This is a genomic window from Sphingomonas sp. IC081, from assembly GCF_006874585.1.
GTDB lineage: Bacteria > Pseudomonadota > Alphaproteobacteria > Sphingomonadales > Sphingomonadaceae > Novosphingobium.
In genome coordinates, this window is record NZ_CP029761.1 from 2,189,834 (window position 1) to 2,201,987 (window position 12,154).

Here is a 12,154-nt window from a genome sequence, read left to right on the forward strand (position 1 = left end):
GCTGCGTAAATTTCGTATACGATATCTAAGAGCGCATTGCGCCGGGGCCTTCCCCCGCGTCCTGCCGATCCGCACAGAGGTTTTTCGATCCATGCTTGCTCCCCTCCGTCACGCCCGCGCGGCCCTTCTGCTGGCCGCGAGCGCGGTGTCGCTCGCCCCTGTCCACGCCCTTGCCGCGCCGAGCGCCGAGGACATGGCCCGCTCGGTATCGCTGCGTGCGGACTGGCAGTACCTGACGCGCGAGATCGCCTGGCCGGCCAGCTGGACGCCCGACGGCAGCGCCTTCTCCTACCGCAAGACCGTGGAAGGCGGCTTCGCGTTCGAGACTTATGACTTGCGCACGCGGGCAAAGACCCCGGCCTTCGACCAGCAGAAGCTCGCCAGGGCGCTCGGCGAAGCGATGGGCGAGACCATCGATCCGCTGCGCCTGCCGTTCGACCAGTTCTCGTGGGGGCCGGATCGCCAGTTGATCGGTTTCGGCATCGACTATGCCGGGTGGCGCTGCACGCTCACCGACTATCGCTGCGCCCCGGAAGCCGACCCGCGCCGCCCGCGCGGCTTTGGCGTGGTGCGCGACCTTTCGGTGCCCGCCGACAACCACCCGCGCCTCTCGCCCGACGGCAAGTGGGAAGCGCTGGTCGAGGACAACAACCTCGTCGTCCGTCCTGCTGGTTCGAAAGACCGCATGCGCCTCAGCAGCGACGGCACCGAGGGCAATTTCTACGATCCCGAAACCATCGAATGGTCGCCCGACAGCCGCCATGTGATGATCTACCGGGTGCGCCCCGGCTTTGCCCGCCACGTGCTGCGCGTGGAAGCCGCGCCCGGTGGCCAGCTTCAGCCCGCCCTGCGCAGCCAGCTCTATCCCAAGCCCGGCGATGCCGTCGATCAGGAGCAGCCGGTGCTGTTCGATGTGGCAACGCGGCGCCAGACGGTGGTCGATCCCGCGCTGTTCCCCAATCCCTACCAGCTTTCGCAGCCCCGCTGGCGCGCGGACGGCAAGAGCGTGGAATTCGACTACGACAAGCGCGGTTTCGGGCAGGCGCGGATCATCGCCGTCGATGCCGAGACGGGCGCGGCCCATGCCGCCGTCACCGAAGATGCCAGGACCTTCTTCTACGCCGACCGCCGCTTCGCGCATGACGTGAACGGGCTCGGAAACGAGATCGTCTGGGCTTCCGAGCGCGATGGCTGGAACCATCTCTACCTGATGGACGGCAAGACCGGGAAGGTGAGGAACCGCATCACCACCGGCAACTGGGTCGTGCGCGAAGTGGTCAAGGTGGACGACGCGAAGCGCCAGATCTGGTTCGCCGCCAGCGGCATGAACGCGGGCGAAGACCCCTATTTCCGCCACTACTACCGCATCGATTTCGACGGTCGGAACCTGACGCCGCTCACCCCCGAGCGCGCCGACCACACCGCCCGCTTCTCGCCCGACATGCAGTTCTACGTCGATACCTACTCGCGCGTGGACATGCCCACCGTCAGCGAACTGCACCGCAGCAGCGACGGCGGCGTAGTGGCGACGATCACCAGGGGCGACATCAGCCGCCTCACCGCCGCCGGTTTCCACGCTCCCGAAGTGTTCACCGCCAAGGGCCGCGACGGCAAGAGCGACATCTGGGGCCTCGTCGTGCGCCCGCATGACTACGATCCGGCAAAGAAGTACCCGGTGATCGAGAACATCTACGCCGGCCCGCACGACAGCTTCGTTCCCAAGACCTTCTGGCCCTTCGGTTACCATTCGGGCGGCGACAAGGTGATCGGCATGCAGGCGCTGGCCGACCTCGGCTTCATCGTCGTGCAGATCGACGGCATGGGCACCGCCAACCGTTCGAAGGCATTCCAGGACGTCGCCTGGAAGAACCTGCAGGATTCCGGCTTCCCGGACCGCATCCTCTGGCACAAGGCCATGGCCGCCAGGGACCCGTCCTACGACATCAGCCGCGTCGGCATCTACGGCGCCTCGGCGGGCGGGCAATCGACGCTCAATGCGCTGCTGTTCCACGGCGATTTCTACAAGGCCGGCGTCGCCATGGCGGGCTGCTACGACAACCGCATGGACAAGATCAGCTGGAACGAGCAGTGGCTCGGCTGGCCGGTCGACAAGAGCTATGCCGATGCCTCGGGCGTGGACAATGCCGCCAGGCTGCAGGGCAAGCTGTTCCTGATCGTGGGCGAGCAGGACAGCAACGTCGATCCCGCCTCGACGATGCAGGTGGTGAACGCACTGGTGAAGGCGGACAAGGATTTCGACCTTCTCGTCGTGCCCGGCGGCGAGCACACCGTGGGCCGCTCGACCGGCCCGATCGACTACGTGACGCGCCGTCTCTCGGCCTTCTTTGTCCGCAGCCTGCAGCAATGACTCGGCGATAAGCGCCTATTGGGAAATGCGCCGCACCGCATTTCCCAATGCTTCGCCAATACCGGAATGCGGCGGCTCAAGCCGGGCGCGCCGCGGTATTACGCGGCGAAACGTCCTGCGGCGCGATCCTCGCCGATCCGGAACATGCCCGCCTGCGCGGCCAGCGCCGTCGCATCGGAAGACAGCGATCGGGTCGCTGCCGAGGTCTCCTCGACCATCGCCGCGTTCTGCTGCGTCGCCTGGTCCATCATGCCGACCGCGGTGTTGATCTCGGAGATGGCGGCCGCCTGGGCATCGTTGTCGCGCGACATCGTGCCGATCAGCTTGTGGACCCGCTCGACCTCGACGGCGATGCGCTCCAGTTCGGTGTCGACGCGGGTGACCGCACCGGCCGCCTCGTCGATCTGGGCACGGGTGGTGCTGAGCCCGTCGCGGGCCTTGCGCGCCTCTTCCTCGGCCCGCATGGCGAGCGAACTGACGAGATCGGCGACAACCGCAAAACCGCGCCCGGCGTCCCCCGCCCGGCCCGCCTCGACCGCCGCGTTCATGGCCAGGACGCGGGTCTGGAAGGCGATCTTGTCGACCCCCTCGATCACCTCGTCGATGCCGCGCGCGCTTTCATGCACGGTGCGCATGGCCTGCACCGCGTCGACCGCGACGTCGCGTCCCTGGCCGACCGCATCGAGCGCGCCGCCGGCGATGCCCAGGGTTTCCGAAGCCCCGCTGGCGGTCGCCTTCACCCGGTCCTCGACCTGCTGGAGAGTGGCGGCCGCCTGTTCGAGGCTGGCCGCGTTGCTCTCGGTGCGCCGTGCAAGGTCTTCCGAGGCACGCGCGATCTCGCCCGCGCCGCCCTGGATCGCGCTCGACGTCTGGACCACCGAACCGATGGTGCTGCGCAAGTTGCCAAGGCTTTTGTTGTAGGAACGGGTCAGCGACAGGAACGTGTCCGGCAGATCGTCGAGTTCGTGGACCAGATCGCCCGCCGCCAGCCGCGACATCGCCCGGTCGAGAGAATCGATCGCCTGCGACCGCTCGGCCTCGGCCTCCTCGAAATAGATCGAGATCGACAGGTCCATGTCGAGCATCGCCGCCTTGACCAGCGCACGGCTCACCTTGCCCGGCGAAATGCCCGGCCGCAGCAGCCGCCGCCACGGGCTGGCGGAGCGTTCCACCGCCGTCATGATCTCTTCGAGGATCAGCGCATAGGCGCCGATGTACCAGCGCGGCTCCAGCCCGATCTTCGCGTGCATCTTGCCGATGCGCGAAACCGCCTCGTAGTAGTCGTGATCGAACCGGGCGGTCGAGATTTCCATCCAGTGTGCCACCTGGGCGGCCTTGGCCTTGTCCATGTGCGCGGCATCGCGGAACATCGCCGAAAGCGTCGGGGTCTGGCGAACGCGGTCGTAGAAACGGTCGAGTGCGGGGCCGATGCAGCGCCGCAGAAGAGGCTGCGCAGAGGCCAGGGCACGGCGCTGCGCGGTATCGAATTCGAGGAACGCCAGCCGTTCCCCGATGGTATTGGTCGTCAAATCTGCTTCCTTCGCAAATATCATCGCGCGATGATGAATGTCCCCCGTGTCATGATAGGAAGACAGGGCCGAATTTCGGCTGGGTGACTGTCATTTTTGGCGGAACCCCGCGCTTTTTCGCCGCTCCCCTGTCCCATATCCGGGAATTTCCGGGTGCCCTTGCCCGCCTGCTCAGGACTGTTCCCTAGCCGCGATCCAACCGCCGATTAGCCTTCGCGGGCCTATGCCGTGCCGGTGTCCACCCGAGGCAACTGAACGAATGCGCGTTCCCCGCTCCATCCGGCCCATCGCCTGCGACACCGGCGGCGCGACGATCATCGAGTTCGCCATCGTCGCCCCGGTCTTTCTCGCCGTGCTGGTCGCGATCCTGCAAGTGGCGCTCGTCTATCTGGCGCAGGACGGCCTCGAAGGGGCAACCGAGACCGCAAGCCGCCTGCTGGCGACGGGACAGGCCCAGCAGGCGGGGATGAACGCCGCCCAGTTCCAGACGGCGGCGTGCTCCTCGCTGCCCAGCTACATGAACTGCTCCGGCCTGATGGTCGACGTGCGCACCGCCAGCAGCTTCTCCTCCGCCGACACCGGCATGCCGGTGCTGACCTATGACAGCAACGGCAACGTCACCACGTCCTTCGCCTACACGCCGGGCGGCCAGGCGGCGATCGTGGTGGTGCGCTTCATGTACCTCTGGCCGACCTCGAGCGGCCCGCTCGGCTTCAACATATCCAACCAGCCGGGCGGCAAGCGCCTGCTGCTGGCCACCAGCGTGTTCAAGTCGGAATATTACTGATGGCCCCCGCCCGCGCTCCGCTCCGTCTGGTCGCGCGCAGGTTCCTGCGGGACAGCACGGGTCTCGCGCTGGTCGAATTCGCCTTCGCCTTCCCGGTGCTGCTGCTGCTCTACCTTGGCACCTTCACGTTCGCCGATGCCTTCGCCTGCAGCCGCAAGGTCACCACGACTGCCCGCTCGGTGGCCGATCTCACCACCCGCTACCCCAGCCTCACCCAGGCGGAGGCGGCAGCCATTCTGGGCGCCAGCGCAAAAGTCCTTGCCCCATATGCCGTCAGCAATGCGGTGATCGTGCTCAGCGAAGTCCGGGTCGCCAGCAGCACGACCGCAACGGTAGTCTGGAGCAAGGCGCTCAACGGATCCGCGCTGGCGACCAATTCCACCGTCACCGTGCCCGCCAACATGACCTCCACGGGGACCTACGTGATCCTCGGGCAAGTGACCTACACCTACACCGCCGCGCTGCCCTGGGGGAACATCGGCAGTTACACGCTCTCCGACAGGATCATGATGCTGCCGCGCGTCTCGGATTCGGTGCCGCTGTCATGACCATCACGGCGCGCCTCTCCCGCCTGGCAGCGCCTGGCCGGCGGCTGCTGCGCGGGCGGCTGGGGCGGCGCGGCAACGTGACGATCCTGTTCGCCTTTGCCATCGTCCCGCTGATCTTCGCGGTGGGCTTTGCGATCGACTATGGCCGCGCGCTGCAACTGCGCACCCGGATGAACGCCGCCGCCGACGCCGCCGCCCTTGCCGCGGTCAACGTCGCCGCCATGCGCCAGTCCGACAGCGCCGCCGCCGCCGCCGCGCGCGCGATGTTCAACGCCCAGGTCTCCGGCCTGTCCGGGATGGTTTACGATTCCGCCGCCAACCCGACCGTCGCGGTGACGTCCAGCGGCAGCCTGACGACCGGGCGTTCGGTCACGGTGAGCTACAAGGCTGCCTCGATCAACCTGTTCGGCGGCATCCTCGGCGCAACGACGCTGCCCATCGCCGGTTCCGTGACCGCCGACGCCACCGTCGCGCCGAACATCAACTTCTACCTGCTGATGGACATTTCGCCGTCCATGCTGCTGCCCTCCACCAGCACCGGATTGACGGCCATCCGCAGCGCCACCAGCAATTCCAGCCTGCCCAACGGATGTGCCTTCGCCTGCCACACGCTGAACCCGCACACCGACGCCATCTACGTGCGCAACGCCGCCGGAAAGGACATGTGGCTCGATCTCGCCAGCGGCAACGCCTGCCCGGTCTCCTCGACGGATTCGACCCGGGTCTATTGCACCAGCGGCACCGTCTACACCAAGGCGAACGGCCAGTATGCCGACAGCTACTGGCTGACCCGCAACTACGCCGCGCTCTACGGTGGCAGCAACATCACCTTGCGCATCGACGAGGAAGAGACCGCCGCGCAGAACCTGATCCCGGTCGCCATCACGGCGGCACGCAACAACCAGGTCACCTACCGCCTGCAACTCTTCACCTTCGACTGGACCCATCCTTCCGCCAGCGGCCCGGTCAGGACCATCACCTCGTCAATGACCGACGTCAGCCAGATGGCCAGCTACGACGTGCCCAATTTCTACAACATGCAGGACAACTGGTACCGCAACAATTGCCCGACCTCGAGCCTGTGCAACAACGACCAGGGCACCGAGGTGCACAACGCCCTCACCCAGATGAACACGACCATGCCCAACCCCGGCGACGGATCGAGCAGCGCCACCCCCCAGGGGGTGCTGTTCATCATCACCGACGGCCTGTCCGACGAACTTTACGGCTCCAGCCGCTGGAACCGCGAGTTCAACGCCCAGAACCTGGCGGACTGCACGACGATCAAGAACCGCGGCATCCGCATCGCCATTCTCTATACCGAGTATCTGCCGGAATCGCTGACCGGCGACGCCTGGTCGCAGTCCAACGTCGCCCCTTATCTTTCCAATGTGGAACCGGCGCTGCAATCCTGCGCCTCGGCCCGGCCGGACGGCACCACGCTCTATTACAAGGTCACCACCGACCAGAGCATATCCGACGCTCTTGCCGCGCTCTTTGCGCTGACCGTGCAGACCGCCCGCCTGGCCCGCTGACGCCCCGACAAAAAACGCCCCCGTTGCCGGGGGCGTTCTATCGACCGAAGTCGGTGTACGGCGCCGACGGACGGCGCCGGTGGATGGTGAATTCAGGCGCCGACCATGCCGCGGATCGCGCTTTCGAACAGCGCACGGCCATCGGTGCCGCCGTGCGTTGCCTCGATGGCGCGCTCGGGGTGCGGCATCATGCCCAGCACGTTGCCGGCCTGGTTGAGCACGCCGGCGATCTGGCGGGCCGAACCGTTGACGTTGCCGGCATACCGGAACGCCACGCGGCCTTCCCCTTCGAGGCGGTCCAGCGTTTCCGCATCGGCGTGGTAATTGCCGTCGTGGTGGGCGACGGGGATCGAGATCTCCTGCCCGGCCTCATAGCCCGAGGTGAACAGCGACTGGGCGTTCTCCACCTTCAGCGTCACGTCGCGGCAAACGAAACGGATGCCCGAATTGCGCAGCAGCGCGCCCGGCAGCAGGCCGCTTTCGGTCAGCACCTGGAAACCGTTGCAGACGCCGAACACCGGCACGCCCTTGTTCGCGGCCTCGATCACCGCGCGCATCACCGGCGAGCGCGAGGCGATGGCGCCGCAGCGCAGGTAATCGCCATAAGAGAAACCGCCGGGCAGGCCGATGAAGTCCAGGTTGTCCGGCAGTTCGGCATCGCCGTGCCAGACGCGGATGCATTCCGTGCCCGAAATCTTCTCCAGCGCCACCGCCAGATCGCGGTCGCAGTTGGAACCCGGGAACGTGACGACAGCGGAGCGGAACGCCATCAGGCGACCTTCTCGATGCGGTAGTTCTCGATCACCATGTTGGCGAGGAGCTTCTTGCACATGTCGTCGAGCGCTTCGTCGGTGACGGTCTCGGCCACGTCCAGTTCGAACAGGCGGCCAGCACGCACGTCGTTGACGCCGGCAAAGCCGAGGCCTTCGAGCGAGTGGTGGATCGCGCGGCCCTGCGGGTCGAGAACACCGGGCTTGAGGCTGACGTGGACGCGGACTTTCATCTGGGGACCTTTCGCTTCGCGGAGCGCAGATTCGAATTAGTGCGCCTATGACGCCGAGATCGGTTCGGGGCAAGGTTTGAGTGTATTGAACCGCCGCCGGCAACCTGCCATCCCCCCGCCATGCAGGAAACCATCAGCTTCGCAGGACAAGTCGCCATCGTCACCGGCGCAGGCCACGGCCTCGGCCGCGCCTATGCGCTGGAACTGGCACGGCGCGGCGCCAGGGTGGTCGTCAACGACCTCGGCGGCAACCGCGACGGGACCGGGCACTCGCAGGCAGCCCTCAGCGTCGTCGAGGAAATTCGCACGCTCGGCGGCGAGGCCATGGCCGACGGCAGCGACGTGTCCGACTTTGCCCAGATGGAAGCGATGGCCGCCCGCGCGAAGGAAGCCTGGGGCGGCATCCACGTGCTCATCAACAATGCCGGCATCCTGCGCGACCGCACGTTCGCCAAGATGGACATGGCCGATTTCGAGCAGGTCGTGCGTGTCCACCTGCTCGGCAGCGCCCATGCCACCAAGGCGGTGTGGGAAACCATGCGCGAGCAGAACTACGGCCGCGTGCTGATGACCACCAGTTCCTCGGGCCTGGGCGGCAATTTCGGCCAGGCCAACTACGGCGCGGCCAAGCTCGGCGTCCTCGGCCTCGCGCGCACCTTGCGCATGGAAGGCGCCAAGTACGGCATCCGCGTCAACAGCCTCGCCCCCACCGCCGGCACGCGCATGACCGCCGACATCTTCCCCGACGAGGCCTATGCCGCCTTCCAGCCCGAAGCCGTGGTGCCCGCCGCGCTCTATCTCGTCTCCAGGAACGCGCCCAACGATGCCATCGTCGCCGCCGGAGGCGGGGTCTGCCAGAGCGCCTTCATCACCATGAACGAAGGTGTCCTGCTCCAGGGCGATGACCTTAGCGTCGAAGGCTTTGCCCGCGCCTGGCCGGCCATCGCCGACCGCCAGGGCGACCGCGTGCTCGAAACCGGCATGGAACAGGCCCACCATGCGCTGTCCGTCCTCTTGAAATCGCGGGATTAAATTCCGGACGGGCGGATTGACGCCGCTTTCCTGAAACGGCAACCTGAACGATGCGACTGCGTCATTCGGGGGAAATCGTCAGGGCATGCATGGACAGATCTCGCCGCGCGATGCCGCGCGCCTGAAAGGCTATTCGCTCGCCACGCAAGTGGCCATCGCGGTATCCGCGATTTCGGCGATACTGCTGCTGGCCGCCTTTTTCTGGGCCTATTCCATCGGCAAGACCGGCCTGGCCCCGGACCAGAGCACGACGATCGGCATCGGTATTCTGGGCGGGGTCGGCATGATCGGGCTGGTCCTGCCATCGCTCGCCGGCACTGCCACCTTCCTGCTGTGGTTTCACAAGGCCATCGCCAACCTGCACCGGGCCGAACTGTCCGGCCTGCGCGCCCGCCCGCTGTGGTCGGTGATCAGCCTGTTCGTGCCGATCGCCCAGCTCTTTGTCCCCTTCCTGGCGATGCGCGAACTGTGGAACCGCAGCCACGGCGAGGATGAGTACCAGTCACGCACCGCCGTGACGACGATCTCGGTCTGGTGGCTGTGCCTGCTGACCGGATCGTTCCTGATCGCCTTTGTCCTCGTCATCGCCAGCCTCTACGTCTTCTCGCCGATCAAGCTCGTCGCGCCGGGCCTGCTCAACTTCATGCTGCTGGTGGTGGGCATCGGCTTCCAGTGCATGGCCGCGGGCTGCCTCGTGGTGATCCTGCGCCGGATCACCGCAGCCCAGGCCTCGCTGATCGACGGCAGCGCCATCTTCGCCTGAAGCCCTTCCGGCCGCCATCGCGCTTACGGCCGCCATCACAAGGCCTCGTACCGCTCGCCGCGGCCATCCGAACAGACGGGACAACTCCAGCCATGACCGAAAAGACCCTCAGCGAAGGGCTCGCCATCCTCGCGAGCCGGACCACCACGGTTCGCCTCGCGCTCTATGCCTACATCGGCCTTTCCACACTCGCCATCCTGACCTGGGCGGCCACGCTCGCGCTCGGCGTCGATCAGGTCAACGACCCATCCAATCCGCTGGTGGCCTCCTCGGGATTAGCCTCGATCGCCATCCTCCTTGTCTATGTCGGCTGCATCGTCACGATCTCGATGTGGATCCACCGCGCCCACGCCAACCTTTTCGCCGCCGGCATGGACGATCTGGAATTCACCCCCGGCTGGTCGGTCGGCTGGTTCTTCGTGCCCGTCGCGCTCCTGTTCAAGCCGTTCCAGGCGATGCGCGAGCTGTGGAACCGCAGCCACCTCGCCGATGACGGCTTCACCGCGCGCGCCGACTATCGCCTGACGGCCTGGTGGACCTGCTGGCTGATCGGCAACTTCATCGACAACGTCCTGTGGCGCGCCCAGGGCTTTGCCGGGACCATCGGGGTGATCGACCTGATCGCCTATGCGCTGCACGTCGCCGCCGCCTGGTTCCTGCTCGACATCGTCAACCACGTCGCCCGGGCCCAGGCCTCCGACCTCGACGCCAGCCACGCCTTCGCGTGAATGCGAAAGGTCAGTCCTCGACGACCTTGAGCAGCTTGCGCTCCAGCGGGCTGAGCACGTTCACCAGCTCATGCCCGCGCTTGAGGATCTGGCCGGCCTCGCCGAACAGCGTCCACATGCCCTGCTTGCCGCGCAGGGACGGACGCTTTTCGATGCGCGCCTGCGGCCGCTCGGCCGCGCGGCGGAAGGCGGAGAAATGCGCCGCATCCTTGTCGAAATCCATCGCGTAGTCGCGCCACATCCCGGCGGCGACCATCCGGCCATAAAGGTCGAGGATGCGCTGGAGTTCAAGACGGTCGAACCCGACCTGCAGCGGTACACGGCCGGGAAAGGCAACGACGCCGGCCGGAAGGGGATTTACACCGCCGTTGGGGCCAACCGCCATCGCGCCGTCAGACGCCCTTCACCACGGGTTCGGCATGCGCATCGACGGCGGCGCGCGCCTCGGCATTGGCGCGCAGCAGCGCATCGACTTGCGCCCGCAGCGCCGCGACCTGCTCATCCAGTTCATCGACGCGCTGGCTGCCCACCGGCTCGCACGGCTCCTTGCAGGGCGTGCCATAGGGCATGAATTCCTTGGCGTACGTCTCCGCCTTGACCAGCGTGGAACGGGCCTTGACGCCGATCATCGTCGCGCCTTCCGGCACGTCCTCGGTGACCACCGCGCTGGCGCCGACGCGCGCACGCCTGCCGACCGTCACCGGGCCGATGATCTGCGCGCCCGACCCCACGATGACATTGTCGAGCAACGTCGGGTGACGCTTGCCGCCCTTGCCGTTGGTAGGATTGGAACCACCGAGCGTCACGCACTGGTAGATCGTCACGTTGTCGCCGATCTCGGCCGTCTCGCCGATGACGGTGAAGCCGTGGTCGATGAAGAAGTTCCTGCCGATCGTGGCACCGGGATGGATGTCGATCGCGGTCATGAAACGGGAGATGTGGTTCACCACGCGGGCGAGGAAAAACAGGTCCGCCCGGAACAGCCGGTGCGCGATCTTGTGAAAGAACAGCGCCCAGACGCCCGGATAGAGCAGCACTTCCCACCGCGAACGCGGTGCCGGGTCGCGCGCGACGACCGAGTCCAGATAGCGGACGAGATTACCCAACATCGCGCGAATCTCCCATCATTCGACCCGCAAGGCAAGCTGCCCCCGGGCCGATGGTCACATACCCTTGGTGTCGCCGCCCTTAACCTCTTCCAGCGCATCGCGCCAGATGGCCATTGTCGGGGGCTGCTTGCGCTCCAGACTGAGGCGGTCGATCGCGGCGACCAGCCGTTCGACGCCCAGATGGCTACGCTCGGTGCGCGGTACAAGGTAGTCGATCGCCGAAGGATCCAGCACGATCCCGTGCATCTGCGCGTGGACGTCGAACAGATCGGCCATCATCGCCTCGTCCGGCTCGCCGATTTCCAGCTCCAGCGCGGCGCCGAGACGCGACCCGAGGTCGGGCAGCTTCACCTGCCAGCGCCCCTCGCCTTCGCCGCGGCGATGACTGGCGACGATCAGCAGCGGCCGCCGGTTTTCCTGCGCGCGGTTCCAGGCGTGGAACACCGCGTCCTCCTCCATCCGGTCGGCATCGTCGAGCGCATCGCCCTGCCCCGTCTCGACGAACCAGCGCGCCAGCAGCGACTTGCCCGAACGCGGACCGCCCGAAAGGATCGCCGTGAGGAACGGCCAGCGGCCCGGCTCCATCAAGGCGTCGACGGCCTGCGCGTTCGCATTGCCCACGACAATGCGCGGCGGGCTGTCGCTCGCAGCCGACAGTGGAAGTGGTATCTGCCTCATGCCCCGAACCTTAACCAAAGCATTTTCAAGTCAGGTGGGACCACCTGACGACTCGGAAAATGCGAAAAACAAAG

Annotated in this window: 13 protein-coding genes; 7 read left to right on the forward strand and 6 right to left on the reverse strand. The window is 66.5% G+C overall.

Going from position 1 to position 12,154, the window contains the following annotated elements; all coding sequences use genetic code 11:
- Positions 1-91: 91 nt before the first annotated feature.
- Positions 92-2,368, forward strand: coding sequence for a DPP IV N-terminal domain-containing protein (locus tag DM450_RS10495; protein WP_142634627.1), 2,277 nt, complete (start codon positions 92-94; stop codon positions 2,366-2,368).
- 98 nt (positions 2,369-2,466) lie between these two features.
- Here DM450_RS10495 and DM450_RS10500 read toward each other — a convergent pair whose 3' ends face one another.
- The gene (locus tag DM450_RS10500) at positions 2,467-3,897 is read right to left on the reverse strand and encodes a globin-coupled sensor protein (RefSeq protein ID WP_185928587.1); all 1,431 of its coding nucleotides are present in this window, start codon (positions 3,895-3,897) and stop codon (positions 2,467-2,469) included.
- A 259-nt stretch (positions 3,898-4,156) separates the two neighbouring features.
- On the opposite strand from DM450_RS10500, the gene DM450_RS10505 reads away from it, so the two are divergent.
- The 3 genes from DM450_RS10505 to DM450_RS10515 are packed head-to-tail and all read left to right on the forward strand — an operon-like array spanning position 4,157 to position 6,767.
- Entirely contained in the window at positions 4,157-4,684 is a 528-nt protein-coding gene (locus DM450_RS10505) for a TadE/TadG family type IV pilus assembly protein (RefSeq protein ID WP_142634631.1), read from the forward strand.
- A complete protein-coding gene (locus DM450_RS10510; protein WP_142634633.1) occupies positions 4,684-5,232 on the forward strand; it encodes a TadE/TadG family type IV pilus assembly protein in 549 nt (182 codons plus the stop codon). Before DM450_RS10505 ends, DM450_RS10510 begins: the two co-directional genes overlap by 1 nt.
- Entirely contained in the window at positions 5,229-6,767 is a 1,539-nt protein-coding gene (locus DM450_RS10515; RefSeq protein ID WP_142634635.1) for a TadE/TadG family type IV pilus assembly protein, read from the forward strand. Before DM450_RS10510 ends, DM450_RS10515 begins: the two co-directional genes overlap by 4 nt.
- Before the next feature lie 92 nt (positions 6,768-6,859).
- Here the strand turns inward: DM450_RS10515 and purQ are convergent, their stop codons facing one another.
- Both purQ and purS read right to left on the reverse strand, forming a co-directional pair.
- A complete protein-coding gene (gene purQ, locus DM450_RS10520) occupies positions 6,860-7,537 on the reverse strand; it encodes a phosphoribosylformylglycinamidine synthase subunit PurQ (RefSeq protein ID WP_142634637.1) in 678 nt (225 codons plus the stop codon).
- Positions 7,537-7,770, reverse strand: a complete 234-nt coding sequence (purS, locus tag DM450_RS10525) for a phosphoribosylformylglycinamidine synthase subunit PurS (RefSeq protein WP_142634639.1) — start codon at positions 7,768-7,770, stop codon at positions 7,537-7,539. Before purS ends, purQ begins: the two co-directional genes overlap by 1 nt.
- A 120-nt stretch (positions 7,771-7,890) precedes the next feature.
- Between purS and DM450_RS10530 the strand changes: the two genes are divergently transcribed.
- The 3 genes from DM450_RS10530 (at position 7,891) to DM450_RS10540 (ending at position 10,293) form a co-directional block, all read left to right on the forward strand.
- Positions 7,891-8,802 carry an SDR family NAD(P)-dependent oxidoreductase gene (locus DM450_RS10530; protein WP_142634641.1) on the forward strand — a complete coding sequence of 304 codons (912 nt, stop codon included), beginning with the start codon at positions 7,891-7,893 and terminating at the stop codon, positions 8,800-8,802.
- 85 nt (positions 8,803-8,887) lie between these two features.
- A complete protein-coding gene (locus DM450_RS10535; protein WP_142634643.1) occupies positions 8,888-9,565 on the forward strand; it encodes a DUF4328 domain-containing protein in 678 nt (225 codons plus the stop codon).
- A 92-nt stretch (positions 9,566-9,657) separates the two neighbouring features.
- The gene (locus DM450_RS10540; protein WP_142634644.1) at positions 9,658-10,293 is read left to right on the forward strand and encodes a DUF4328 domain-containing protein; all 636 of its coding nucleotides are present in this window, start codon (positions 9,658-9,660) and stop codon (positions 10,291-10,293) included.
- A 10-nt stretch (positions 10,294-10,303) separates the two neighbouring features.
- On the opposite strand, the gene DM450_RS10545 is transcribed toward DM450_RS10540, so the two are convergent.
- Genes DM450_RS10545 through DM450_RS10555 form a run of 3 tightly spaced genes read right to left on the reverse strand, consistent with a single transcriptional unit; the run spans position 10,304 to position 12,080 of the window.
- A complete protein-coding gene (locus tag DM450_RS10545) occupies positions 10,304-10,678 on the reverse strand; it encodes a DUF2794 domain-containing protein (RefSeq protein WP_142634646.1) in 375 nt (124 codons plus the stop codon).
- Between the two features lie 7 nt (positions 10,679-10,685).
- Entirely contained in the window at positions 10,686-11,402 is a 717-nt protein-coding gene (gene epsC, locus DM450_RS10550) for a serine O-acetyltransferase EpsC (protein WP_142634648.1), read from the reverse strand.
- A gap of 54 nt (positions 11,403-11,456) precedes the next feature.
- Complete coding sequence (locus DM450_RS10555) at positions 11,457-12,080, reverse strand: ATPase (RefSeq protein WP_142634650.1); 624 nt, start codon at positions 12,078-12,080, stop codon at positions 11,457-11,459.
- Positions 12,081-12,154 lie beyond the last annotated feature (74 nt).